Annotated in this window: 24 protein-coding genes; 15 read left to right on the top strand and 9 right to left on the bottom strand. The window is 44.4% G+C overall.

Features of this window, described 5'->3' with window-relative positions:
- Window positions 1-94 precede the first annotated feature (94 nt).
- Genes BS617_RS17985 through BS617_RS04490 form a run of 3 tightly spaced genes read left to right on the top strand, consistent with a single transcriptional unit; the run spans window position 95 to window position 4,497 of the window.
- Complete coding sequence (locus tag BS617_RS17985) at window positions 95-2,074, top strand: MHYT domain-containing protein (RefSeq protein ID WP_083609928.1); 1,980 nt, start codon at window positions 95-97, stop codon at window positions 2,072-2,074.
- On the top strand, window positions 2,071-3,468 hold the full coding sequence (locus BS617_RS17980) for an ATP-binding protein (protein ID WP_083609927.1): 1,398 nt from the start codon (window positions 2,071-2,073) through the stop codon (window positions 3,466-3,468). Before BS617_RS17985 ends, BS617_RS17980 begins: the two co-directional genes overlap by 4 nt.
- A complete protein-coding gene (locus tag BS617_RS04490) occupies window positions 3,469-4,497 on the top strand; it encodes a response regulator (RefSeq protein ID WP_075171700.1) in 1,029 nt (342 codons plus the stop codon).
- Window positions 4,498-4,615: 118 nt separating this feature from the next.
- Here BS617_RS04490 and BS617_RS04485 read toward each other — a convergent pair whose 3' ends face one another.
- The 4 genes from BS617_RS04485 to pobA form a co-directional block, all read right to left on the bottom strand.
- Window positions 4,616-5,905 (bottom strand): TRAP transporter large permease, encoded by a 1,290-nt coding sequence (locus tag BS617_RS04485; protein WP_075171699.1) that lies wholly within the window; start codon window positions 5,903-5,905, stop codon window positions 4,616-4,618.
- Entirely contained in the window at window positions 5,902-6,420 is a 519-nt protein-coding gene (locus BS617_RS04480; RefSeq protein ID WP_083609926.1) for a TRAP transporter small permease, read from the bottom strand. The genes BS617_RS04485 and BS617_RS04480 overlap by 4 nt, the downstream gene beginning before the upstream one ends.
- A gap of 29 nt (window positions 6,421-6,449) precedes the next feature.
- Complete coding sequence (locus BS617_RS04475) at window positions 6,450-7,466, bottom strand: TRAP transporter substrate-binding protein (protein ID WP_075171697.1); 1,017 nt, start codon at window positions 7,464-7,466, stop codon at window positions 6,450-6,452.
- Between the two features lie 259 nt (window positions 7,467-7,725).
- Window positions 7,726-8,907 carry a 4-hydroxybenzoate 3-monooxygenase gene (pobA, locus tag BS617_RS04470; RefSeq protein WP_075171696.1) on the bottom strand — a complete coding sequence of 394 codons (1,182 nt, stop codon included), beginning with the start codon at window positions 8,905-8,907 and terminating at the stop codon, window positions 7,726-7,728.
- A gap of 330 nt (window positions 8,908-9,237) precedes the next feature.
- Here pobA and BS617_RS04465 point away from each other — a divergent pair, with 330 nt between their 5' ends.
- The 4 genes from BS617_RS04465 to BS617_RS04450 all read left to right on the top strand — a co-directional run bounded on the left by BS617_RS04465 (window position 9,238) and on the right by BS617_RS04450 (window position 12,423).
- Entirely contained in the window at window positions 9,238-10,158 is a 921-nt protein-coding gene (locus BS617_RS04465; protein ID WP_075171695.1) for a helix-turn-helix domain-containing protein, read from the top strand.
- Between the two features lie 163 nt (window positions 10,159-10,321).
- Window positions 10,322-11,140: an adenosylmethionine decarboxylase gene (speD, locus tag BS617_RS04460; RefSeq protein WP_075171694.1), complete on the top strand. Its 819-nt coding sequence runs from the start codon at window positions 10,322-10,324 to the stop codon at window positions 11,138-11,140.
- Window positions 11,141-11,308: 168 nt separating this feature from the next.
- The gene (locus BS617_RS04455; RefSeq protein ID WP_075171693.1) at window positions 11,309-11,680 is read left to right on the top strand and encodes an MbcA/ParS/Xre antitoxin family protein; all 372 of its coding nucleotides are present in this window, start codon (window positions 11,309-11,311) and stop codon (window positions 11,678-11,680) included.
- Window positions 11,680-12,423, top strand: coding sequence for an RES family NAD+ phosphorylase (locus tag BS617_RS04450; RefSeq protein ID WP_075171692.1), 744 nt, complete (start codon window positions 11,680-11,682; stop codon window positions 12,421-12,423). Before BS617_RS04455 ends, BS617_RS04450 begins: the two co-directional genes overlap by 1 nt.
- Window positions 12,424-12,442: 19 nt before the next feature.
- Here the strand turns inward: BS617_RS04450 and BS617_RS04445 are convergent, their stop codons facing one another.
- On the bottom strand, window positions 12,443-12,823 hold the full coding sequence (locus tag BS617_RS04445) for a rhodanese-like domain-containing protein (RefSeq protein WP_075171691.1): 381 nt from the start codon (window positions 12,821-12,823) through the stop codon (window positions 12,443-12,445).
- A 131-nt stretch (window positions 12,824-12,954) separates the two neighbouring features.
- On the opposite strand from BS617_RS04445, the gene BS617_RS04440 reads away from it, so the two are divergent.
- The 3 genes from BS617_RS04440 to BS617_RS04430 all read left to right on the top strand — a co-directional run bounded on the left by BS617_RS04440 (window position 12,955) and on the right by BS617_RS04430 (window position 17,411).
- Window positions 12,955-13,818, top strand: coding sequence for an MBL fold metallo-hydrolase (locus tag BS617_RS04440; RefSeq protein ID WP_075171690.1), 864 nt, complete (start codon window positions 12,955-12,957; stop codon window positions 13,816-13,818).
- A gap of 84 nt (window positions 13,819-13,902) precedes the next feature.
- On the top strand, window positions 13,903-15,645 hold the full coding sequence (locus tag BS617_RS04435; protein WP_075171689.1) for a bifunctional protein tyrosine phosphatase family protein/NAD(P)/FAD-dependent oxidoreductase: 1,743 nt from the start codon (window positions 13,903-13,905) through the stop codon (window positions 15,643-15,645).
- 32 nt (window positions 15,646-15,677) lie between these two features.
- Window positions 15,678-17,411: a SulP family inorganic anion transporter gene (locus tag BS617_RS04430; protein ID WP_075171688.1), complete on the top strand. Its 1,734-nt coding sequence runs from the start codon at window positions 15,678-15,680 to the stop codon at window positions 17,409-17,411.
- 11 nt (window positions 17,412-17,422) lie between these two features.
- Here the strand turns inward: BS617_RS04430 and BS617_RS04425 are convergent, their stop codons facing one another.
- The 3 genes from BS617_RS04425 to BS617_RS04415 all read right to left on the bottom strand — a co-directional run bounded on the left by BS617_RS04425 (window position 17,423) and on the right by BS617_RS04415 (window position 21,792).
- The gene (locus BS617_RS04425; protein WP_075171687.1) at window positions 17,423-18,157 is read right to left on the bottom strand and encodes a 3'-5' exonuclease; all 735 of its coding nucleotides are present in this window, start codon (window positions 18,155-18,157) and stop codon (window positions 17,423-17,425) included.
- Window positions 18,157-20,022: a DUF294 nucleotidyltransferase-like domain-containing protein gene (locus BS617_RS04420; protein WP_075171686.1), complete on the bottom strand. Its 1,866-nt coding sequence runs from the start codon at window positions 20,020-20,022 to the stop codon at window positions 18,157-18,159. The genes BS617_RS04425 and BS617_RS04420 overlap by 1 nt, the downstream gene beginning before the upstream one ends.
- Window positions 20,023-20,139: 117 nt before the next feature.
- Window positions 20,140-21,792: a BCCT family transporter gene (locus tag BS617_RS04415; RefSeq protein WP_075171685.1), complete on the bottom strand. Its 1,653-nt coding sequence runs from the start codon at window positions 21,790-21,792 to the stop codon at window positions 20,140-20,142.
- A gap of 219 nt (window positions 21,793-22,011) precedes the next feature.
- Here BS617_RS04415 and BS617_RS04410 point away from each other — a divergent pair, with 219 nt between their 5' ends.
- From BS617_RS04410 to BS617_RS04390, 5 genes are all read left to right on the top strand, one after another.
- Window positions 22,012-22,842: a MurR/RpiR family transcriptional regulator gene (locus BS617_RS04410; RefSeq protein WP_075171684.1), complete on the top strand. Its 831-nt coding sequence runs from the start codon at window positions 22,012-22,014 to the stop codon at window positions 22,840-22,842.
- A gap of 347 nt (window positions 22,843-23,189) precedes the next feature.
- On the top strand, window positions 23,190-23,987 hold the full coding sequence (locus BS617_RS04405) for a transporter substrate-binding domain-containing protein (protein ID WP_075171683.1): 798 nt from the start codon (window positions 23,190-23,192) through the stop codon (window positions 23,985-23,987).
- Between the two features lie 34 nt (window positions 23,988-24,021).
- The gene (locus BS617_RS04400) at window positions 24,022-24,693 is read left to right on the top strand and encodes an amino acid ABC transporter permease (RefSeq protein WP_075171682.1); all 672 of its coding nucleotides are present in this window, start codon (window positions 24,022-24,024) and stop codon (window positions 24,691-24,693) included.
- Window positions 24,693-25,343, top strand: coding sequence for an amino acid ABC transporter permease (locus tag BS617_RS04395; RefSeq protein ID WP_075171681.1), 651 nt, complete (start codon window positions 24,693-24,695; stop codon window positions 25,341-25,343). Before BS617_RS04400 ends, BS617_RS04395 begins: the two co-directional genes overlap by 1 nt.
- A complete protein-coding gene (locus tag BS617_RS04390) occupies window positions 25,330-26,058 on the top strand; it encodes an amino acid ABC transporter ATP-binding protein (protein WP_075171680.1) in 729 nt (242 codons plus the stop codon). The genes BS617_RS04395 and BS617_RS04390 overlap by 14 nt, the downstream gene beginning before the upstream one ends.
- Before the next feature lie 46 nt (window positions 26,059-26,104).
- Here the strand turns inward: BS617_RS04390 and BS617_RS04385 are convergent, their stop codons facing one another.
- The gene (locus tag BS617_RS04385) at window positions 26,105-26,677 is read right to left on the bottom strand and encodes a YceI family protein (RefSeq protein ID WP_075171679.1); all 573 of its coding nucleotides are present in this window, start codon (window positions 26,675-26,677) and stop codon (window positions 26,105-26,107) included.
- Window positions 26,678-26,762: the final 85 nt, after the last annotated feature.

The following is a 26,762-nucleotide window of genomic DNA, read 5'->3' as shown; positions in this document are numbered from 1 at the left end:
CCAAAATCGTCTACGCTTTAATCAACATTAGAACTGATACCAAAGACCAACAACAAATCTAAAGCAATCGGCATCTCGGACGATAACCCTTTCCATGATTATTGAACAACTCTCACACTACTTTTCCAACGACTACGACCCTAGTTTTATTTTACCTGGGTCCTATAATTATTGGCTCGTTGCTCTATCGGTATTGATAGCCACATTCACATCAACCATGTCACTGCATTTAGTGGCTATATCTATCAATAATAATAGCCACGTGTACCAAAAAATCGCCATATTAACGAGCGGCGTCGCAATGGGCTGTGGCATTTGGGCAATGCACTTCATCGGGATGATTGCTTATCATTTACCGACCGCAATCTATTATGACCCTTACATTACCCTGCTTTCTTTATTGCCAGGCATTATTGCATGCTGTGTGGCCCTTTACTTAACGGCGCGAAAAGAGATTTCAACGCAAACCCTAATAGCTGGCGGTATTATTTTAGGATCAGGTATTGGCATTATGCATTACACGGGAATGCAAGCGATGCAAATGGGGCCGATGATGCGTTACGATCCTGCTTGGTTCTTAGCATCCATTGTCATCGCAGTCCTTTTAGCAATCACCGCTTTGCTTACCCAATTCAAGCTTCGTAAATATCTCAGAAACAGACCCGCTCGAGTTATTACCAGCGGATGCATTTTAGGCGCTGCAATCTCCTGCATGCACTACGTTGGGATGAACTCAGCTATTTTTATTGGTGAAGACTCTTATCAAATAGACACCGATAATACAGAGACATTAACCTTCATTGGCATCGCCACCGCTCTTGTGACGATTGCCGTGATCATGTTTGTTGCGGCAACTAACTGGCTGATCCGTTATCGTCAGTTATTAGGTGAAGTCAGTGAAAACGAAAGCAGATTAAAAGCAATTCTAGAAACAGCCGTTGATGGCATTATTACCATCAATGATTCAGGTATCGTGCAAGACTTCAACCCAGCAGCTGAAAGAATTTTTGGTTGGAAGCTCTCTGCTATTCTCGGCAAGCCTGTCAAGGTGCTCCTACCTACGTCAGAGCAGAAACATAACGGCGTATCCTTACTTCAATGCAAGAATGATCGAAAAACCAGCTTAATCGGTTCCGAAACAGAACTCATGGCCCAACATATCAGTGGAGCCTTGATCCCTATCAAGTTAAGTGTTGGAGAAATCACGCTAAATGATGGCTCCCAACGCTATGTGGGTTTTGTAACTGACATATCACATCGTCACCAGATTGAAAAAGAGCTACGTCAAAACGAAGCGCAACTCAGCTCGCTGATGAACAACATGCCTGGAGTCGCTTTTCGCTGTTCGCTTGATGAAAACTGGTCGATGCTTTTTGTCAACGAGGCAGTTGAAGTATTAACAGGCTGGCCTGTTAGTGCATTCATCAATGGAGAAATACATTTTTCAGACATCATTCATCCTGATGACATGAACCTAGCTATTGCAGCCGTAGCCTCTCCGCAAATAGAGCGTACCTATACAGTCGAATACCGCATCCGCCATCGAAAGGGACACATTCTATGGCTCTTAGACCGCGGTACAATTCATATGGATGAGTCGGGCGAGCCCGAATGGATCGACGGTCTTCTATTCGATATTAGCGAACGTCGTCAAATGGAAGAAATATTACGCGAAGCCAAAATAAAAGCAGAAGCGGCAGCCGAGGCCAAGGCCTCCTTTATGGCTAACATGAGCCATGAAATTCGCACTCCTATGAACGCTATTATAGGCTTTAGCGATATATTATCTGATACCCCGCTACAAATCGAACAAAGCAAATACCTCAATAGTATCAGCAGCGCGGCCAAATCTTTATTGCACCTACTCAACGACATTCTTGATAGCGCCAAGCTTGAAAAAGGCAAACTCGATTTAGAAGAAACGGATTTTTCACTATATGAGCTGGTAGATATCGTTATTTCTACGCTGTGGATACAAGCCAGAAGTAAAAAGCTCGCACTGAATTTTCATATTGAAAAAGAAGTGAAAACTTATTACCGAGGGGCCCTGATAGAATCAGACAGGTACTCATGAACTTAATTGGGAATGCACTAAAATTTACTGATGAAGGCAGTGTAGACTTAAACATATATTTAAGCCCCAATGGTGAAGTGTGTTTTGATATAACAGATACAGGTATCGGCATATCCCAAGATCGTATCGACGCTATTTTTGATCCATTTACACAAGCAGACGCCTCCATGAGTCGTCGCTTTGGCGGAACAGGATTAGGCACAACCATTAGTAAGCAGCTAGTTGAACTAATGGGCGGCAAGATTTATGCTGAAAGCTCGGTAGGCAAAGGAAGTACCTTTAGCTTTGCATTACCGCTTGCCTCTGGAAAAGTAACCGACACCAAACAGGTACTTTCTGCATACAACTTACCCCCTCTTCACATCCTAGCGGCTGATGACATCCCTCAAAACATAGAGCTACTAACCATTATTATGACGCGCCAAGGCCATACAGTGACCTCGGTATCTGATGGTTTAGAAGCAGTAGAGGCCGTAAAAAAAGGGAAATTTGATGTTGTCCTTATGGATGTGCAAATGCCTAACATGGATGGTTTAACAGCCTCGATGAGCATCCGAGCGTATGAGAAAGCGCATGAAGCCGATCCTATTCCAATTATTGCCTTAACAGCCAGCGTGTTAAATGAAGATAAAATAGCGGCCTACGAGGCCGGCATGACTGGATTCGCAACCAAGCCCATTAATATCGATCTACTCAATGCAGAGATCGCACGTGTTACTGGTCTGTACTTAACTCCACCTTCGACACCAGCCCCCCCTCCTACCGACAAGCAAGCGGCCATACAGCATGACAAAGGCTTAAGTCTCTGGGGTGATATATCGCTGTATACTCAGGAGTTAACCAAATTTGCAAAGCAGAATGAAGACCACCTTAAAAAGACAGAACAGTTAATTGAGGAAGCTGACTTTGATGCTCTAAAACACCATACACACGCCCTCAAAGGAGTATCAGGCAACCTTGCGCTACCTTTTATATCGAGCCGCTTTGCTGAATTAGAATCAGCAGCTCAGCAAACTGATATTGAAGCCGCCCAATTGATGCTACCTACTATCAAACATGAGTTCGCACGTTTTAAAGCCGAATTAATTCAATTATGTGATTCTATCGAAACCGATATTAAAGCCTCCAAGGAAGATGCTGACATAGCCGAATTTACTCCCTCCCTTTCTAGCTTGCTGAAACATGCTGAAAGCGGAGAAATTAACGATCAACTCATAGAAAAGTTCTTACTAAAAGCGCCGTCAAAGTACATGAATAGCGCTAAAAATATAGCAAGTGCCTTCGCAGACTTTGAGTTCGATGACGCCTTAGAGATGCTTAAAGACTTATCTATTCAAATAGACAACGATGATAGTGAGCACTCTGTCGTTCAAATAAAGAGCGAGGGCCTTTGAATGACACTTATGAAAACACTACTTCCCAGAATCTTAATTGTCGACGATGAGCCAACTAACCTAAAAGTCCTCAAGAATGTATTACAAGATCTTTACCGGTTATCATTCGCCAAGAATGGTGAAGATGCATTAATGCTCGTCAAAAAAGATCGTCCCAATCTTATACTAATGGATGTGATGATGCCCGGCATGACAGGCTTTGAGGTCTGTGAGCGATTAAAAGCAGACCCTGAAACGGCTGATATACCTTTGATTTTCGTTACCGCCTTACAAAACGAAATCGATGAAGAGAAGGGTTTTACGGTAGGCGGTGTGGATTACATTTCTAAACCGATTACACCAGCCATTGTCAAAGCTCGTATCAAAACTCACTTATCGCTGGTAAAAGCCGATAAGCTGAAAAAGACCCATGTAGAATTAATTCAACGTCTAGGTCGCGCAGCCGAATATAAAGATAACGAAACTGGTATGCACGTACTACGTATGAGTCGTTATTCTCACGTGCTAGCAAAGGCCGCGGGTTTATCAGATGACGAGGCCGACGACCTTCTACAAGCAGCTCCAATGCACGATATTGGCAAAATAGGTATCCCTGACGATATATTGCTCAAGCCTTCAAAGCTATCGCCCGATGAATTTGCCCACATGCAACGCCATACGCACATTGGTGCCGAAATCCTGGGCGATTCCGAATCCGGCTTAATACAGTTAGCACATACGGTAGCCATGACTCACCACGAAAAATGGGACGGCTCTGGTTACCCAAATGGCTTAAAAGGTGAGAATATCCCCCTAGCTGGGCGCATAGTAGCGATTGCCGATGTATTTGACGCGCTAACAAGCAAACGCCCCTACAAAGAAGCTTGGACAGTCGAAAAAACTCTCAATGTGATCAAAAAAGACAGTGGTACACATTTTGATCCAAACCTTGTAGAGCTGCTCGAAGCAAATCTTGATGAAATCTTGCGTATCAAAGAAGAACTATCTGACGAAAACGTCACCGGAGCGCATTACCAAACACTATGGTAGGCCTGCGCGATACTCTTATTAATAAAAAGTTGGTATTAATAAAAAGCTGACTTCTATTCACCATTTCTGTAAACAAAAGCCAGCTTGAGCACTTCGATTTTTTAGTACCTCCCCCGCGCTAATAAACCAAACCAAGCGCCAGGACAGGGAATGCGATAAGTAAAATTAACCGAACAATATCCGATAAAACGAATGGGAAAACACCTTTAAATATTTGCGCAATAGGCACGTTGGGCGCAACGCTTTTTATCACAAAGACGTTCATCCCCACTGGCGGTGTTATAAGCCCTAACTCCACAGTAATAACCGCGACAATGCCAAACCATATAGGATCGAACCCAGCATCCAACACCACAGGCATGACTACCGGAACCGTTAGCAACAACATTGCTATACTGTCCATTACACAGCCGAGCAGAATAAACAACACCAACACAGCGAACAAAACCGCATAAGGTGTTAGCTGCCATTCCACAACCAACTCGGTTAAATAAAAGGATACTCGCGATACCGATAGAAAATAACCGAAAACCTCTGCTCCCATTATCATAAAGAAGATCATGGCAGATAATGCAAGGGTCTCACCTACCGCCGACATAAAGCCCTTCCAACGCATGCCACGAAATAGCGCAATAAGTAGCGTGGCAAATGCGCCGATAGCCGCCGCTTCAGTGGGCGTAAATAAGCCTGTGTAGATACCCCCTATGATAATTGCAAACACACCCATAAAAGGAACAAAACCTTTTAAGCCTACGATTTTTTCACGCAGCGTAGTCGGTGTACCAGGCTGTGCTAACGATGGGTAGAAATGCACCAACAACCCAATCGTCACGCAATAGAGCACTAAACCAAGAATACCCGGTATGAGTCCAGCGATGAACATATCACCTACTGATTGCTCCGTAATAAGTGCATACAATAATAGAGCAATACTGGGGGGGATCATGATGCCTAAAGTACCACCTGCAGCCAAGGTTCCCGTCGCTAAAGAATCGGCATAACCATGCTTACGCATCTCAGGCAGTGCCACTCGTGACATACTGGCAGCCGTTGCTACGGACGAACCCGAAATAGCCGAAAAAGTACCGCACGCGGATACAGCAGCCAACGCCATACCACCGCGCCAACCGCCAAATAACGAACGAGCGGCATTAAATAACTCACTCGACATATTGGCATGAGAAGCCAATACCCCCATTAATAAAAACATAGGGATGGGACTAAAGCTGTAATTGCTTAACGTTTCAAAAGGACCTGCTTCCAGAATCGCGACGGCCGGCTCAAACGCGACAATACTACCAAAACCAATCACCCCCGTTGCCGCCATGGCTAGCGCGATAGGCGCGCGCAGCGCAATCATAATCAGCATCCCGATTAAACATAACAACCCAATCAAAGGAGCACTCATCTATTAGCCTCCTTTAAAGGGCCGACCCACTGCGCCAAGCCACTAACAACGCCACGTAACGCCAACACCGCTAGAGCAAACGAGGCAACCCAATAAATAGGCGACATAGGCATTAAAAGATCCTGCGTCAGCTCTCCGCTCATCTCTGCTTCCTCACCGGCCAGTGCAAAACGCCAACACAATAATCCGCCAAAAATACCAAAGCACAACGTATAGAAACCATCGGTCCAACGCTGCGTCCGGTCTGACCACCCCTGAGTGAACAAATCCACTACAATCTGCCCTTTATCAACAGCGTATGGAAACGCACAGAGCATCGAAAACAGTAAAGAGTATTTAACTAACTCAATTCCACCCACAAACGTAATATCAACATTTCCATCTGTAGCAGCAAACAGCCCACGGCTAACAACATCAAAGACTACGCTTAACATCATCACCACCAGCAGAAAGCCACTGATCCAATAAAGAACCAGGGCTAAGCCATCTACCGCTTTTATTAGCCATTTCATCATCCGGCCTCATTCATAGCGGTTAAACGTATTTATAAACAAGTTTTAGAAAGTTCCATGGCACGGTCATACACTTTGCGTGCAGGCATACCCTTATCTTCTAAAGCTCCTAAATAGTTATTGGTGGCTGTTTCAAGAACCGGTTTCCAAGCGGGATTATTCACCCCACCATCCAATGTGATGATAGAGTGCCCAGCTTTGACTGCCTCCTCACGACCTAACGTATCGAGATCATCAAAGACAAGCGCTTGTTTTTGAGCCCAATCCATACCTGAATGCGTATCGACTACCGCCTTCAAATCATCAGGCATCGAGTTGTAGATGTCCTTGTTCATCGTTACGACAAAAGACAAGGTATATAACCCAAGTTCGGTGTGATAAGTCGCTAATTCATTTAAGCGAAAACTTTTCATTGCTTCCCACGGCATAGCAACCCCATCAATAACACCCCTTTGTAAAGACGGGTACGTATTAGGCGCTGGCATTCCAACAGGCTGAGCCCCTAAGCCCTCTAGCATTTCTGCAACAACAGTGGTGGGACGGCGAACTTTTAACCCAGCTAAGTCTGCAGGAGTTTCAATCGCCTTGTCTTTGGTATGAATATCACCCGGGCCATGCGTGAATAAAAAAAGTACATGCGTATCGTCGTATTCTTTACTGATGAGCGATTCGTCATACAGTGATTGAATTACACAACTTCCTTGTGCAGCACTACTCGCTACACCAGGTAGTTCGACCACTTGCGTTAATGGAAAGCGATTGGCACTGTATCCTTGTACGGTGGCGGTTATGTCCGCGATACGATTTTTAACAGCATCATAACTTTTTGGAGCCTTTGCTAAGGTCTGCGCAGGGTAGAATTCAACACTAATTCGACCATCCGATGCTTTTTCGAGCGACTCAGCCCACGTTTCAAAGCCTGTATGCACACCTGAGCTAGAAGGCCAAAAATGGGCAAATTTGAGATTATAGTCCGCTGCAAAAACTGATGATGTCAGTGAGCCAACCGTCAACAAGGTCGCGGTTGCGAACATTGAAAACTTATTCATTGAATGATTACCTTCTATTATTGTTTTTGTATTTCTTTAAGTTGCCGCGCACTCTTTAAGGTGAGCTAACAACTGTGCATCCTTATCATCCACTATAAAAGGCTAACTCCCTTTCACAAAAATGAAATTAGCCCTGATTTACATATCATTTTTGATATATAAATACACCTTTCCCCCCCTTTATAACTTATATAATCATCAAAATTTTAAAGGCGCTTCCTTCGCGCGCAGTTCTACCCCACTAACGCCCACTCAAAGGTCACTCAACCTGCTCATAAGGAAGCCCAACATAATTTTCAGCTATACAGGCTAAGCCTGCATCAGAGTCTGTGTAGTAAGCCAGTTCTGCTTGTTGCATTTTTTGTGCAAATTCGCCGTCGTCAAAGCGATGAAGCAAGCCTGTCATCCACCACGAAAATCGTTCAGCTTTCCAAATACGGCGTAAACAAATATCCGAATAGCGCTCTAACCACTCAGGCTGGTCATCCACATACGCCTTTTTAAGTACGCGGTATAGCGTACTGACATCACTTGCTGCCAAATTTAACCCTTTAGCGCCTGTTGGCGGAACAATATGTGCGGCATCACCCACCAAAAACAAACGCCCAAACTTCATGGGTTCAGCCACAAAGCTACGTAACGGCGCTATACTTTTTTCAATGGATGGGCCTGTGATCAACTTATCCGCCACGTCGCTTGGTAAGCGTAATTTCAGCTCATCCCAGAAACGCTCATCCGACCATTCACTTAAATCATCATCTAAGCCGCACTGAACATAATAACGACTTAATTTCTCACTTCGCTGACTGCATAAGGCGAAACCTCGCTCATGGTTTGCATAAATTAGCTCATGTGAGACTGGTGGCGTTTCAGACAGAATGCCGAGCCATCCAAATGGATAAACACGCTCGAAGATATTGATCTCCTCTGGAGATACCGATTGGCGGGATACGCCATGAAAACCATCGCAGCCTGCTATGTAGTCGCACTCCAAATGATGATCGATACCTTCATGTGTAAAAGTTACGCTAGGGGTACTTCCCTTAAAATCATGTAATACTGCATCATCAGATTCATAGTAGGTAATTAAACCAGCAGCCTCCCGCGCCGCCATCAAATCCCGTGTCACTTCGGTTTGGCCATATACCATAACCGTCTTTCCTGCTGCGTAACGCTTTAAATCCACACGTTTGCGTTGCCCATTAAATGCCAGCTCAAAGCCATCATGTACATGACCTTCAGCCATCATCCGATCAGCAGCCCCGGCCTCGTGAAGCAAATCCACTAAGCCTTGCTCCAATACCCCAGCACGAATACGCTCTAATACATAAGCTTTGGATTTACGTTCGATAATGACATTGTCGATTCCGGATCGATGTAATAGTTGCCCGAGCAATAAGCCTGACGGACCGGAACCAATAATTGCGACTTGCGTTTTCATGTTTCACCCCTTTTATTATTAGCTACACAAGCCCTGAACCTCACGCTTGCCAATTCACTAGGCAACATGCCCATTGAGGTTTTGTTTTTAATGGTTGTGCAGAAGAGGCTATCTTGATGGGATTTTTTTCTTAAAAAAATTCACATTTCTTGCAAATAATTGTACTTTTAATGAACCAGCACATTTAAAGCGCACTATAAAAACAAAAAATTACTGCCTAAATGCTGGTAAAAACCCTAAAAAACATAAAAATAACACTAAAAACCACTCTCACTACAAATCGACTTATCTGTAGAAAGATGTGATTTTTTAAAGGGGATAATAATAAAAATGGATACTAAAACTGATTTCTCAAAAATTCCGCACTTCTCACTTTACGGAGAAGAACTTGCCATTGACGATCCTTCTTTCATCCACATCGAAAACATAGCGCATCGCAGCCAAGACAACGGCTGGTACATACGGCCTCACCGTCATGGAAAAATGTTTCAGATGATAGTGATCTTAAATGGAAAAACGGACCTTCGCTTAGACGAACAAAAAATAACGATTAACAAGCCTTCCGTCATCACGATACCTACAGGATGCGTGCACGGCTTCCGCTTTGCCCCTAATACAGAGGGCATTGTTTTAACGCTTGCTGATAGCGTTTTAAATACCCCGCAATTTGAGCACCTTAACCAAACATTTGGAGTACTCTTATCGCATCCACAAGTACTAAAAATAGACACAGAGAATGGCTTTTTAGAGCAAATCATGTGGTTACTCGAGCAGATCAAATGGGAGTTACAAAACCCTAATATGGGACGCGCACTGATGTGTGAATGGCATGCAATGAGCTTGTTATTAATTGTTCGCCGAATCCATGACATTTTGGGCTCGGAAACTAGAGAAGAAAGCTTACGCAGCCAACAAATCAGTCATCTAAAACAACTGATTGAGCAAAACTTTCGCAGTCAATGGAATGTTCAAGAATATGCCGACGCTATTGGCATCACCACAACCACGCTAAATCGCATCACGTTACAGCACCTCAATAAAACGGTAAAAACTTTATTGCTAGAACGTACAATGCTCGAAGCCAAGCGCCGACTTATCTACACACGAAGTAACCTTGACCAAATAGCTTATGATTTAGGCTTTAAAGACCCCGCCTACTTCTCTCGATTTTTTAAGCGAGAGACAGGGCTAACACCGGGACAAATGCGCAAAGAAATGAGCCATGATGACAGCCCATTACTCACCACATGAAAAAGTGATATGTCTAACCAGTAACGCGGCAAAGCAAAGCGCAAAAATTGACCTGTAAAATTCACCAATTTTTCCTTTGCCTTTGCCCCATGGTGAAATAAAATGCGCCCTCAATAGTGTATGCTGACATAGACATCAGCGTTAACGTGGGAGATTTAAGACATTGGCACCAACACCCAACGGTAAAATTAAGCTTCAAGGCTTTAATAACCTAACTAAAAGCCTTAGCTTTTGTATTTATGACGTCTGTTATGCAAACACGCCAAAACAGAAAGAAGAGTACATTGAGTACATCGACGAGCGTTACAATGCTGACCGATTGACCGAAATTTTATCGGAAGTATGCGAAATTATTGGTGCAAACATTTTAAATGTAGCCCGCCAAGACTACGAACCTCAAGGGGCAAGTGTCACCATTCTAGTATCCGAAGAGCCTATTAAAGACTCTGATCGCGTCGACAAAACAGAAAAGCCAGGTCCTTTACCTGATGCGGTAGTTGCACATCTGGATAAAAGCCATATTTGCGTACATACCTACCCTGAGAGCCACCCCGATGATGGCATCTGTACTTTCCGTGCCGATATAGAGGTGTCCACTTGTGGAGTTATTTCTCCGCTTAAAGCGTTGAACTACCTGATCCACAAACTGGAATCAGATATTGTGACGATCGATTATCGAGTACGTGGATTTACGCGCGATGTAGATGGTGTGAAACACTACATAGACCACAAAATCAACTCGATTCAAAATTTCATGGGCCAAGATATTCATGACAGTTACCAAATGGTAGATGTGAACGTTTATCAAGAAAACATCTTCCACACTAAAATGATGCTGGATACTCCCGATCTTGACCAATACTTGTTCGGCACATCTAAGAAAGACCTCACAGAACAAGAAATTGATGAAATTTCAGAGCGTCTATTCAAAGAAATGAACGAGATTTTTTACGGCCGAAACATGCCTGATATGAAAAATTAAGCAGCTTAACAAAACGCTTAAATCTGCTTCACAAAAACCAGCTTCATTGCTGGTTTTTTTATGCTTTTAAATCCATCGTATTAAACAGGTACCATCAATAGATAATGTGCAAATGTTACATTAGTGGTATAGTTTGTACCAAATAAACGTTACTCACTGAGGTGATCGATGAGTGCTGTTAGCCAAACACAACCTGATCCAAGCTACGTACTGGCCAAAGCCCTGCTAAATGCAGGCGAGCAACTACAGCTATCCCAAGCAGAATTAGCCGCTGTGGTGGGCTTACACAGAACGGGCATTAGCCGCCTAAAAAAATCAATGCAATTGGACCCCAATAGCAAAACAGGCGAGCTGGCGCTATTGCTCATTCGAGTTGCAAGAGCACTCTATGCATTATCTGGTGGCGACTCTACGTGGACGCAACATTTTATGCGCAACCCCAATACCATGACAGCGGGCATTCCCGCTGAGCAAGTCCAATCCGTACAAGGACTTAGCCGGGTCTTACAATATGTAGATGCCATTCGAGGAAAGATCTAGTGATTTGGGACGCATGCGAAGGAACGCAACACATACAACCGATACAAGGCACTTTATACCGTTTGGTTGAAAGCCAAGAACAAATAGCCACCCAAAGCTTGGTCGACACACTAGACGAACAAGCGGTGCTAGAACAGCTCCTAGAAGCCACAAAACCAGCCTACCCCCATACTAACCATGAACTTCATTATCTATTAAAAACCCCTTTCCGCTACCCGCCTTTACAATGGGGATCACGATTTGGAAGAGTCTATGAACCCAGTTTATTTTATGGAGGATGCTCAATAACCAGCACGCTCAGCGAATCAGCGTACTACCGATTCGTCTTCATCCACACCATACAAGGTAAGCCACCGGAAAGCCCCCTGCGGACATCACACACACTTTTTAGCGTGGAGTACAGCACAGTACACGGGGTGAAATTACATCAAGATCCTTTTGACCAACACTCTTCATTATTGACACACCCCAGTGACTACCGAGCAACCCAACAACTAGGAAGTGACATGCGAGAGGCCCGCGTTAAAGCTTTTGAATACTTATCAGCAAGATCTTCAGACGCTGCTCATTGTGTCGCACTGTATGACCCCTCTCCTTTTGTATCTAACCAGCCAGACATGCAAGAATCCTGGTTATGCGAAACACGACCAGATTATGTACTCCTTAAAGCGGTAGGCACCATTCCTTTACGCTTTTCATTCAACGATTTCGCGATTAACGGCCAGTTGCCCTTGCCCGCTTAACGCCATGAGACCTCAAATTCTATTCAAAATCAGGGATATGCGGCTGAACCACTGGCATCTTAGCCTCTGCCCAAGCATCGTACCCTCCCGCTATTGATTGCACATGCACGTACCCCATTTGATGCAACGCCACAGCCGACAGCGCCGCACGACCACTTGTTTTGCAATACACAACAATATGTAAATTACGATCCGCTAGATGAGGCTCGCCGGTCATTTTAAACTCTAGCAGCCCTCTTGGAATATTAATCGCGCCAGCTAAATGGCCAGCGGCATACTCATCCGCTTCTCTTACATCAATTAAAACATCCGCTGTTTCAATCGCTTGGCTAGCATCTTGAATACTAATTTCTTGGATACTTGATTTGGCTTGTGCCACAAGATCATGTGCAGTTTTCATTACCATCCCCTTATTCAATCTTCCTCCAATGGCTATAAAACCAAGGGAGGCTTGCAATTAATAAAATATACATTAGCATATATTAATATGATTTAAGCATATATCAAAAAGAAATATAGGAAGGTGTACATATGCAACCGCAAGTAACCTCATTTTTCGATGAGCCGACCAATACTTACAGCTATGTCGTTAAAGATCCGCACAGCTCACATTGCGCTGTTATTGATTCTGTTCTGAATTTTGATTATGCAAGTGGCCACACAACGACAGAGTCTGCTGATGAGATCATTCGCTTTATTGATGAACACAGCCTTACAGTCGATTGGATTTTAGAAACACACGTACACGCTGACCACTTATCCGCCGCTCCTTACCTACACCTTAAGTTAGGCGCTAAAACAGGAATCGGTGCGCACATCAAAACAGTACAACAAACTTTTGGTCAGATATTTAATGCAGAGACAACCTTCTCTCGTGATGGGAGTCAATTTGATCAGTTGTTCATAGACGGCGACCTCATACAGATTGGACACCTGAAAGGCAAAGCAATTCATACACCCGGCCACACACCCGCATGTATGACATATGTCTTTGGCAATGCGGGTTTTGTTGGAGACACGCTATTTATGCCAGACTACGGCACAGCACGCTGTGATTTTCCTGGAGGCGATGCAAGCACCTTATATCACTCAATTCAGAAAGTGTTTGCTCTGCCAGATGAGACACGCTTATTTATGTGTCATGACTATAAAGCCAAAGGGCGTGACCATTTTGCTAATGAAACAACCGTAGCCGACGAGCGGTTGCACAATATCCATGTTGGTAACCAAATATCAGAGCAGGCATTTGTCAAAATGCGCACTGAACGAGATGCCACCTTAGGTATGCCCAAACTTATCATCCCTTCTGTGCAAATCAACATGCGTGCAGGTCATTTACCTCCCGCTGAAGATAACGGGCAAATTTACCTTAAAGTCCCGATCAACCTGTTATAACCGAGGCTCGCGCAGCTTATTTCATCGTAGCGACATTACCAGTGCATCAGCGCTGTACATAATAAAAACGGTCAGGAGATGTTCATGCAAATCAATCAACTAAGTCCTTTCATCAGCGTTAGCCCTCAATTAACTCCCAATGACATTGGAGTTGCGGCATCAAGGGGCTTCAAGTCAATCATATGCAATCGACCCGACCAAGAAAGCCAAGACCAACCCTCGACAACTGACTTAAAAGAAGCGGCAGAACGCTTAGGATTAAACTGGTACTACCAACCTGTTGTTTCAGGAAAAATTACAGACGCCAATATAGCCGACTTCACCGCTATTATGGATAAAGCTCAGGGGCCGGTTTTAGCTTTTTGCCGAACAGGAACACGTAGTTCTACACTTTGGGCCTTATCTCAAGCTCCTCGTTTAAGCCCGGAGGCTATTCTTACAACGACTAAAGCGGCAGGCTACGACCTTAGTGCTCAGCATGAACGTCTTAATGCTCTTAACCAATCAGCGACAAAACAATTCCACTCCCCCACAGCCACCCATAAAGCGAATCATGATGTTGTCATCATTGGCGGCGGCGCCGCAGGACAGGCCGTTGCTGCCAGCTTACTGAAACGTAAACCTAGCCTTACCATTGCTATTGTGGAACCGAATAACGAACATTATTACCAACCGGGTTGGACGCTCGTGGGAGGCGGCGTGTTTGAGCGCAGTGAAACATCACGCGCTATGAAAGACATTATGCCCGATTCGGTACATTGGTATCACGCTGCAGCCGCCTCATTCACGCCTGAACATCACAGTATTACCTTAGAAAATGGCGAGTCAATTAGCTATAGAGCACTGATAGTCGCCCCAGGTCTTATACTCGACTGGGACGCCATTCCCGGCCTAAAAGATAGCCTAGGGAAGTACGGTGTCACATCAAACTACCGAATAGATCTGGCCCCATATACATGGGAACTTGTACAAAGCACACAACAAGGCACAGCTATTTTTACTCAACCACCCATGCCCATTAAATGCGCAGGTGCACCACAAAAAGCCATGTATTTATCGTGCGATCATTGGAAGCGCACGGGCAGACTCGACAACATAAAAGTTGAGTTTTGTACCGCCGGTGCCGCTCTGTTTGGTGTAGCTGATTACGTACCAGCGCTTATGGAATATATTACGGAATATGGCGTTGAGCTGGCCTTCCAAACAACATTAGTTAGCGTAGACGGCCCTACAAAAACCGCACGTTTCTCTGTCATTGATAGCGAGGGTAATTCAACAGAAATTGAGAAACAATTTGACATGCTACATGTATGCCCTCCTCAGCGGGCCCCTCAATTTGTTGCGCAAAGCCAATTATCAGATGACGCAGGTTGGCTCAACCTAAACTCAGAAACATTACAACATAAGCACTACGGTAATATTTTTGGCCTCGGAGACTGCAGCAATACTCCAAATGCCAAAACAGCGGCTGCTGTCAGAAAACAAGCCCCCGTCGTAGCCGAAAACGTGCTGATGGTACTCCAAGGTGAAGTCCCCAGAGCCATTTACGATGGTTACGGATCCTGCCCACTAACCGTTGAGCGTGGAAAAATTGTACTCGCTGAGTTTGGTTATGGAGGCAAACTACAGCCTACTTTCCCCTCTTGGTTAGTAAAAGGCACCCAGCCAAGCCGGCTATCTTGGTTTCTTAAGGAGAAAATGCTGCCGTGGATTTATTGGAATGGCATGCTTAAGGGCCATGAATGGCTCGCTAGACCAACAATACTGCCTCATAGACCTTCGGATCATGAAGCAGCACAAGCCTGTAACTTTGACCAGAAACAGTAAACACCAGACTCGCCGTAGCTAAGGATATATCTATGCTCAAGCGTTACTTACCTATTTTTGATTGGATAGGTAACTACAATCAGCGCACACTCACTAGCGACTTAATCGCAGCGCTCATTGTCACTATTATGCTAATCCCACAATCATTAGCTTATGCTTTGTTGGCGGGGTTGCCACCGGAGGTGGGTCTTTATGCCAGCATATTACCGTTAGTTGCTTACGCTATTTTTGGTACTAGCCGCACATTGTCAGTAGGCCCAGTGGCTGTTGTCTCATTGATGACGGCTGCAGCTGTCGGCAATCTAGCGTTACAGGGCAGTGATGAGTATATAGCCGCCGCTATTATTTTAGCGTTTATGTCCGGCCTTATCCTGCTCATCATGGGCTTTTTAAAATTAGGCATGCTTGCCAACTTTTTAAGCCACCCTGTTATCTCGGGGTTTATTACGGCCTCTGGGTTAATTATTGCCGCCAGCCAACTTAAACATATCTTGGGAATTAAAGCGGACGGTAGTAACCTGTGGGACCTCATCATTTCGCTTTTTAGTCAACTACCATCCACTAATATTCCCACACTGGTTATTGGGTGCTTTGCAACAGGCTTTCTATTTTGGTCAAGGAAAAACCTAAAAAGCTATTTACTTAATAAAGGTATTGGCCATGCGCTAGCTGAAATACTGGCTAAAGCCGGTCCTGTGTTAGCCATTGCACTCACCACATTAGCTGCATGGGGGCTAGATTTACAACAACATGGTGTCCAGCTTGTTGGTGCTATACCACCAGGCCTTCCTAGCCTTACTTTACCTCAATTTGATTACAATATTTGGCAAGAGCTTTTAGTGTCAGCCGTCTTAATCAGCATTGTCGGCTTTGTAGAATCCGTGTCAGTGGCACAAACATTAGCAGCAAAACGGCGTCAACGAATCAGCCCTAATCAAGAGCTGATTGGCCTTGGAGCCTCAAACATCGCGGCTTCCATCTCTGGCGGCTTTCCTGTCACAGGCGGCTTCTCGCGTTCTGTGGTTAACTTCGATGCAGGAGCGGAAACACCTGCCGCCGGTGCGTTTACAGCAATAGGTATCGGATTGGCAGCATTAACTCTCACCCCTTTGTTGTTCTTTTTGCCTAAGGCAACACTGGCTGCAACCATTATTGTGGCTGTTTTATCGTTAGTGGATATGGGGGCATTAAAACGGACATGGAATTTTTCACGCAGTGATTTTTTTGCCATGCTCGCTACTATTTTACTGACCCTAGCTGAAGGCGTAGAACTAGGCATTATCGCTGGAGTAGGCTTATCGATTTTGTTGCATTTATACCGCACTAGTAAACCACACAGCGCAATTGTTGGTCGTGTTCCAGGAACAGAACATTTTCGCAACATCGATCGCCATCATGTAGAGACCGACAACCACATACTGACCCTAAGAGTTGATGAAAGCCTCTACTTTGCCAATGCACGTTATCTTGAAGACCGCGTATATGACTTGGTCATGTCCAATCCCAATATTGAGCACCTGATACTCATGTGCCCAGCGGTTAACTTTATTGACGCATCCGCTTTAGAAAGCCTAGAAGCCATTAATCATCGCTTAAACGATAGTGGTGTCACACTGAACTTATCAGAAGTGAAAGGCCCTATTATGGACCGCTTACGTCGCACGCATTTTGTTGACGAACTCACAGGTCACATTTTTCTAAGCCAATATGAAGCATGGAATACACTTCGCAGTGAGCGGGTTGCGCGTTCAGTGGGTGATTTGTAAACCACCTATGATTAAAGCCAAATATCGCCGATCGGTGTTTCAGGAGACAAGTGATAAGCAACCTCTGCTTGAAATAGTTCCGCAGTGGCTAAAGCATCAGTAAGCGCATGATGCGAAGGGTAATTAGGCAAACCGTATCGCATACGGCTATCCCCTAAGCGAATAGACTCTGGTTTTATACCAAGCTTTTGTTTGATTCGTGCCCACATAGAAGAGCGGCATAATGAGGCTTCTATAGCCATCGTATCAACAACAGGAAAAACAACGCCTTCATTAATACGCTGCTCCAATGCTCTATATAGAAATGGCCTTTCTATGTAGCGATAATGAACCACAAGCACACGCCCCGCCATTACCTTTAACAATGGCTCAATCACATTTTCAAAGTCTTCTGCTTCGTCCAAATCCCGATGAGTAATACCATGGAACACAACAGAATCTGCATTTAATGGCGCGATAGGCTTCACCAACCAATGTTTGCTCTGGCTATAGTGAATACGCTCTAACGTAAACGGCACAACGCCTATGCTCACAATTTCATCTCGGCTCGCGTCAAGCCCCGTGGTCTCAAAATCCATCGCTAAAAAAGGCACTCGGCTTAAAGGCGTATCAGCAGCTGGCACACTGCTTTGATAATACGCTTTTAGAAAAGCGCTGCTGGCCTGCTTTGCGCCTCGCTCAAAATTCAACAGCCAATCGACGCTGCCATCAGACAATGGGGTTTTTATCGGTGTACTATTGGACATTAAAATCGCCGATTAGGTGGGTATTTTATAACGATGAATTTTTGTGCGTTAGCAACTATCTGAAAAGCATCCTTCAGGTTTCTTCGCTCAAAAGGGCTTATTTGTTCGGGTTCGATATTGTTATCAGGCACCCGATCCGCCTCTAAATCTAGCGCCTGATGCCGTATCCGCACCATCGAAATAAACTCCAATGCATCACGTAAATCGGGCCCACGCCCCGGCGGTAAAATATTGGCCGCGATAATATCGTCCAGACGCTCAAACGAGTTTTGTGCTGTTGACCCCACCGCTAGCGCATAGACACGAATAAGATCTGACAAGGGTGCCGTGCCACGTCGTTTTAAATTTATCGTATTCCTATGCTCACCATCTTTCTCAACCACGAAATCCTTAAAAAAGCCTAATGGTGGTTTACGATTAATCGCATTGCGCGTTAGACAGGCTAAAAAGTGCGGACTGGCTTGGGCCTTTTTAGCAATCAAGGCGGTAAGCTCATCAGCCCACTCTGTTTGCCCCCAAACGCCGTCTAGATCGAAAAATATCGAGCTATTCAATAACGACTCAGGTGTCGGCTGCTCAATCCATTCAGTGAAATATCCCCTCCAAACCGACAAAGGCTGCCGCCAACGGGTATTGGTTGCCATAATATTGCCAGTGCAATAACTGTAGCCACATTCGGCCAAACCATCACAAACAAAACGCGCCAGCTTTAAAAAATATTCGCCATGCAGCTCAGCATTATAAGAATCATCCAAAATGAGCGCATTATCTTGATCTGTTAGGACTAACTGCTCATCTCGTGCCATTGAGCCTAACGCCAAAAAACAATACGGGATGGGAGGCTCACCTAGTTGCTCTTGCGCCAAGGCTAACAAGCGTTGTTTTATGCTACGTCCAATAACCGACATAGCACTACCTATCATATGTGAATTAGCATCTTCATTTACCATGCGTGTAAAACTTGCATGGATATCCGGAATCAATGCGCTAATTTCTTCTACGCTTTGCGCATCAAAAATACTACTAACCACAAACAAGCTATTATGAGATTCATAACGAATAATATCCGATATCCCAATGACTCCAACAGGCTTCCCAAGGTGTAGTACAGGCAAATGGTGCACGTTATGAGTCAGCATGGTTAACATGGCTTCAAAAACAAAATGGCTGGAATCAATCGTAATAGGGGCAGGTGTCATGATATGGCGCACTAAAGTCGTGTAATCTAACCCTTGGGCAATCACCCGAGTCCGTAAGTCCCTGTCGGTCATAATCCCAATCATTGATACCGAATCCTGCGCGTCGGCCACCAATAGACAAGAAATATCTTCTTCGCTCATTAAGCAGGCTGCTTCTTTAACCGTGGCCGATTCACTAATCAGTACCGGTTCACGAGTAATGAGCTTATTGACCGGTGATGTCATCAGCTCATTAGCATCTTGGCGTCGGGTTACAGTGTGGCTAAGTCGCTTATTATTCTCTAATTCGACAAAATCAGAGAAACGCTCATATCGATCAAATAACTCAATAAAAAGTGCATAAGGAATGAAATAGATTAACGTGTCATCCAGCGCTTTAGCCGGAAACCTAACTGGGCTTTTAGTCAGTACGCTTTGTTGCCCAAACATACCGCCTTCACCTAAACGGTTAAACAACTCACCGTTACGTAAGTAGATCTCAACTGCACCACTTCGGACTATGTGGATGTCACTATTCGTTTGGCCAACCTCTAAAATCGTTGCCCCAGCTCTAAAATAAGATACATCTATTTCAGTGGCTACCTTGGATAACTCCTCTTCCGGTAACCAACGAAAAGGAACATGATCTTTCAAAAAAGTCAGTATTTCGAGCTGTTCGACTTCCATAATCTATATTCCATGAGAAAGTTGAGTATAAAAAGACGGCAATTTTTAAAACAATAAAAAAGCCGATAGCTCATTATAAGCTATCGGCTCTAGAGGTCTGTGATCTATTAACGAAACTTAAGCGCGCGGCTCCGACGCTAACCCTTTAAGAACCGATGCACAAGCAACTAACAGAACAATCGTGAATGGCAATCCTGTTGACACAGCCATCGCCTGTAAAGCAACCAAACCACCACCGAGTATTAAAGCGATGGCAACTAAGCCCTCAAAAGTACACCAGAAGACACGTTGAGGTTTTGGCGAATCTACTTTACCACCAGCCGCAATCGCATCAATAACCAACGAGCCTGAATCAGATGAAGTGACAAAGAAGACGATAACCAAAATAATCGCAATAAACGATGTAATCTGAGACAGCGGTAATGCATCCAGCATAGTGAACAATTGAATCGGCAAGCTCGCGTTTTGTACCGCGGTATAGCCATCATTAACCACTTGGCTAATGGCTGTTCCGCCAAAGGCTGTCATCCATAAAACACATGCGGCCGATGGGATAAGCAGCACCGACACCATGAACTCACGAACAGTACGACCACGAGAAACACGCGCGATAAACATACCAACAAAAGGTGACCAAGAAATCCACCACGCCCAATAAAACGCTGTCCAACCTTGTGAGAAGTTGGCATCTTCACGCCCAAACGGCATCGCTAAACCAGGTAAGTTCTGGACGTAGGCAGCAAGGTTAGCCACGAAGCCCGTCAAGATAGCGACAGTAGGCCCTACAATAATGACAAACAACAGAAGCAACGCAGCCAGAGTCATATTAATCTCGGAAAGGCGCTTAACCCCTGCATCTAACCCAGCTAACACTGAGACTAGTGCTATTGCCGTAATGCCAATTACTAGCAAGACCTGCGTAGTTGTACCGGTTGGCACTCCAAACAAATAATTGAGCCCGGCTCCTGCTTGTGACGCCCCTAAACCTAGCGAGGTCGCCAAACCAAACAAGGTCGCAAACACAGCTAAGATATCGATGATATGACCAGGCCAGCCCCAAACACGCTCACCTAAGATAGGATAAAAAACCGAACGCATCGTTAGCGGAAGGCCTTTATTAAACGAAAAGATAGCTAATCCCAGCGCCAAAACAGCGTAAATTGCCCACGGGTGTAAACCCCAGTGGAAAATAGTTGCCGCCATACCCAGACGCTCAGCGGCGGCGGCATCACCCGCCGCACCCCCTAAAGGTGCCCAGTCAGTTCGCACACCATCAACGACGGTTGTACCGCCCAATGAACTGCCAAAATGCGACAACGGCTCTGATACCCCATAGAACATCAAGCCAATGCCCATTCCTGCTGCAAACAGCATAGAAAACCACCCGAGATAACCATAATCTGGTTTAGCCTCAGTCCCACCAATACGTACTTTGCCCATAGGCGATACGATAAGGAATAAGCAGACCAGAACAAAAATGTTACCGGATAATAAGAAGAACCAATCTAAATTCGTGGTTATCCAACTGCGCATGTCTCCAAATACTGGAGCGACACTATTTTGAAAAGCTAGGGTCAAAATAACAAATGCAACAATTGCTAACCCTGAAATCAAAAATACGCGGTTGTGAATATCAAGGCCGAACGGCCCTATGTTAAGTGCGACATTGTCCTGACCTACTTGGTAATCGGTATCAATCGGATTAACCAAGCCGTCGGGAGTCATAATATCGCTCTGACTATCGATAGGATCTAATTTCGAATCAGGCATTAAAAAGAAAATCTCCAGAGTATTTAACAACAAGTACTCACATTTGAAACTCCTAGCCACCACTCACGGCCAAGTAACAAGTTTCAAATATCAGCAAATTCCTTTGTACTCTAACAATTATCTGACCTAAAGATCAAATTCCTCACACAAGAACAGCCCCTTGCACAGATAGCTTGATCAGGTTTTAATGCTGCTTAGTTATTTGATTTGGAACGGCAAATGGACGTGATATCCGAAAAAATTCGTGATAATTATGAACAACTCACACCGCAAGAAAAAAAGCTGGCTGATTTTTTATTATCCCACCCCGATAACTTGCCGCTATTTAACAGTACCGACCTCGCAAGCACGTGTGAAATTTCGAAAGCTACCATTAGTCGCTTATTTAAGCGTTTAGGCTACAGTTCGTTTAAAGAAGCTCGCCACGTAGCTCAAAAAGAGAGACACCAGGGCACACCATTTTTTAACTCTCAATCATCGGGAGCATTGCACAACCAACACTTTGAGCAAGAAATCAAAAATTTACAGTATCTACAAAACACACTCACGAATGAAACGGTCGATAGAGCAGCAGAGCACATTGCCAATGCGAAAAATGTAGTCGTCATTGGTTTTCGCAACAGCTACCCCATCGCTGTTCATTGTCGTCAGCAACTGGTGCAAATTCGCTCAAATGTGAGCTTAGCGCCTGTCAGCGGCCAAACAATTGGGGAGGAGCTAGCTAATTTATCCCCCGATGATTTAGTCATTCTGATTGGTTTCAGGCGCCGGCCTACACTCATACAACCTCTGATAGCACAACTCAAAACGCTATCAATACCCACCCTCTTGATCTCAGACTTTTCTTTGCGACAACAAGCGAAGCAAGTTGATGTTTGGATAGAGTGCCCCCTAGAAAGCGCCTCTTCCTTTAACAGCTACAGTGCCGCTATGAGCTTAATAGCGTTACTCGCTAACAAAACTCTGGATTTTTGTGCTGACGACGCTCAATTGCACATAGATAAAGTTACCGCCTTCTATAAAGCCCTAGAAGAAGTCGATTTTTCATAACATCCTTTTTTAGGGGCCTCGCTATCAGGCCTTAGGCTGATCGCACCAAAACAGTGCAAACTCACAATACACTTCCGAAATATCCCTGAATTGATGCAGTTTTTTTCCTTCATTCACTTATTCCCACATTCTTCTCATATCCTCATACATACCAAAAAACGTAGATCCTTGTTTTATATATATAAAAAATATTTTTCTAAACTATCACTGCTTACCAAATAAAGTTGGCCCTTTAGTTGCAAAAGACAAATAAAAAGTAACAAAAGTAACAAAAGTAACAAAAGTAACAAACAGTTCATCCAACCACCGTGAATTTTTAGAATATTTGGAATTAGAGGGAATACCATATGAAACGCTTCACAAAGTCTGCATTAAAAGTTGTAGGCGTGGCCTGCCTAACGTTAGCTAGCACTCTCACTGTTGCCAGCCAATTAGAAACCGTACAAGAACGTGGAACTCTCAAAGTAGCCGTCCCACAAGATTTCCCTCCTTTTGGTTCAGTAGGTCCTGATTTACAACCCGTTGGATACGACATTGATACAGCCAAATACCTAGCCAACGAAATGGATCTGAAACTTGAGCTTGTGCCCGTAACCAGTGCAAACCGTATTCCCTACTTACAAACTCGCAAAGTAGACCTAGTGATTTCCAGCATGGGCAAAAATCCAGAACGAGAAAAAGCAATCGATTTCTCAATGGCTTATGCACCTTTCTTTCTTGGTGTGTTTGGTACTGAATCAGCTACGGTAAGTTCACCAGCCGACCTCTCCGGCAAGGTGGTTGGCGTAACGCGAGGCTCAGTTGAAGACTTAGAACTCAGTAAACTAGCACCCGAAGATGCAACTATTCGACGCTTCGAAGATAACAACACCACTATTTCTGCCTACCTTTCTGGACAAGTCGATTTAATTGCCACTGGTAACTTAGTAGTTGCCAAGATTGCAGAAAATGCTGGCGATCGTAAACCCGTTAGCAAGTTCATGATTAAAGACTCACCTTGTTACATAGGTGTCCACAAAGGCGATGATGCCCTTCTAGCAAAAGTGAACAGCCTTATATCTAAAGGTTTAAGTGACGGTTCTTTAGACAAGCTATCCATGACGTGGTTAAAAGCTGAACTACCTGCTGAATTGAAAGCACAGTAAGTCCATTGTCACCCAAAACACAGCAGGAAGACTTATGGACTACACCTTTAATTTTGCTGAATTACTTAACTATAAGAGCGAAATGCTAGAAGGCTTGGTCACCACTATACTCCTTACCGTGTTTACTACTGTTCTCGGCTGCCTGTTAGGCACGCTGGGAGCAGCAGCTCGCGCGGGCAAAACTACTTGGCTAAGCCGTGTAGTAGGCTTATATGTTGAACTAGTCAGAAACACGCCGTTTATCGTACAACTATTTTTTATTTTTTTTGGTTTACCCTCTTTGGGTATCAAGCTTTCAGCGATGGAAGCGGGTTTATTGGCAATGGTTATTAATTTAGGGGCCTACAGCACCGAAATTATCCGTGCCGGTATAGAAGCCACACCAAAAGGGTTAGTAGAAGCAGCTAAAACGCTTGGGCTTACACGTGTACAGATCTTTACACGCGTTGTGTTGCCACCTGCCATTGCTCGTATATATCCAGCACTAACCAGCCAATGCATCATCGTGATGCTCGGATCAGCTGTACTATCGCAAATATCCGTAGAAGAACTCACCTTCGCTGCCAACTTTATCCAATCCCGCAACTTTTTAAGCTTTGAAACTTATTTCGTCGTTACTTTACTGTATTTAGTTATTGCCATTGGTATGCGTCAAATATTTAAGTTGATTGGCTATGTGGCATTCCCTAACTTGAGGGCCCGCTAATGTATCAATTTACTGATTGGGACATCCTTCGTAACCTGCTACTCGCGGCACGTTGGACTGTCGTTTTATCGTTGATCGCCTTTGTTGGCGGCTCAATTGTTGGTTTAATACTAACTTTTATACAAACGAGTGGTAACAAGGTAGCGCAACGGCTTATACGTATTTATGTTGAGCTATTTCAAGGAACCCCTTTATTAATGCAGTTATTTTTGGTGTTTTTTGGACTGTCCTTGTTTGGCTTTGATGTATCTGAGTGGACCGCCGCTTCATTCGCTTTAATACTCTTTAGCAGTGCCTTCTTATTTGAGATTTGGCGTGGGTGTATCGAATCGATCCCGAAAGGCCAGTGGGAAGCTTCACGCTGCTTAGGTCTTAGTTATTATGAAATTATGCGTCATATAATATTGCCCCAAGCCTTACGCGTTTCTATCCCACCTACAGTAGGCTTTTCAGTACAAATTGTTAAAGGCACCGCACTGGCTTCGATTATTGGATTTGTAGAGCTGACCAAAGCTGGAACCATGCTCAATAACGCAACCTTCGAACCTTTCAAAGTCTTTGGCATGGTTGCACTTATTTACTTTTTACTCTGCTACCCATTATCTGTCGCAAGCCGCAAGTTGGAGAACAAATTAAATGTCGCTCGTTAATATCGAAAACATCCACAAATACTATGGCGATAACCATGTACTTAAAGGCGTCGACCTAACCATTGCTGCGGGTGAAGTTGTTTCAATTATAGGACGCAGCGGCTCAGGCAAAAGCACCTTACTGCGCTGCATAAATGGTTTGGAGTCATACTCCGAAGGCAATATCATTCTGGATCAAATGGAAGTTAGCACAGACGACTTCCAAGTCCGCAAGCTTAGCAAAAGCGTGGGGATGGTATTTCAGAACTTTAACCTCTTTCCTCATTTGACTGTGGGACAAAATATCGAATTAGCGCCTAAACTCGTCCGTAAAACATCAGCACAAGACGCAGAAGCGACATCCAAAGAGGTGTTGGAAAAGGTTGGTCTAGGCGACAAATATAACAGTTATCCTAGTGAACTATCCGGAGGGCAGCAACAGCGTGTTGCTATTGCTCGATCACTGGCCATGAAACCAAAAGTACTGCTGTGCGATGAGATCACCTCAGCGCTAGATCCGGAGCTTGTGGGAGATGTTCTTAAGGTGCTAGAACAATTGGCTAGTGAAGGTATGACACTCGTACTGGTAACGCATGAGATGAATTTTGCTCGTGATGTGGGAGACCGCGTTGTTTTCATGCATCAAGGGAAAGTGTGGGAAACGGGCGATGCCAAAGAAGTCTTTGCCAACCCCCAAACCCCCGAATTACAAAGCTTTATTAATGCAGTACTTTAACGTCAAAAATAGACTGGCTGATTAGTCATGAGCCAGTCTAGCGATGTTACTTAAAGACTAGATTGAAGGTGACCGGAACTACCGAGCTTATTGAAGGCAACCCAGCGAGTGTCTGAAGCTTTTCCACACCTTCGCCTAAATCAAAAGTTTTCGCATCAATAATAACGGGGCTTAACGAAGTCACTAACAGCTGATCATTAGCTAATTTGGTGACTTGTACTTGTGCATCAACATCGGCGACTACGCCATGTAAAGACAGGGTGAGCTTAAGTGCTTCCTGATAAGTCTCGCCCTTCTGTAATTCAACTGCTCGGCTTACATCAACGGCTCCACGCACCTTAGCATCCGCAAAGCTTTCTGTATCAAAAAACTCTGTTTGCATTCGCTCATTACGAATAGAAACGCCCGTCTCTACACTATTTAGATCGATAGTCAGAGAAACAGCGCCACTGTCTGTGATAGAACCTTCTAGGGTCTTAAAATAATTAACTTCGCCTGTACTATTGGCTTTGATGGATACGTAATCGATCCGCGATTCTTCCCCTACTAGCGTCCAATCGGCGAACGCTGCGGGGGATAGAGTCAACAATATCCATGTTACTAATGAAATTTTTTTCATGAGACTTCTCCATAAGTTACGTTTTTCATAGCGAAAAAGGCATCACGAATCAGTCATGACAAAATTAGTAAAACGATTTAAAAAC

The organism is Neptunomonas phycophila, from assembly GCF_001922575.1.
GTDB classification, from domain to species: domain Bacteria; phylum Pseudomonadota; class Gammaproteobacteria; order Pseudomonadales; family Balneatricaceae; genus Neptunomonas; species Neptunomonas phycophila.
The sequence above is the reverse complement of the archived record's forward strand: the minus strand, read 5'-3'. Positions and strand labels throughout refer to the sequence as shown.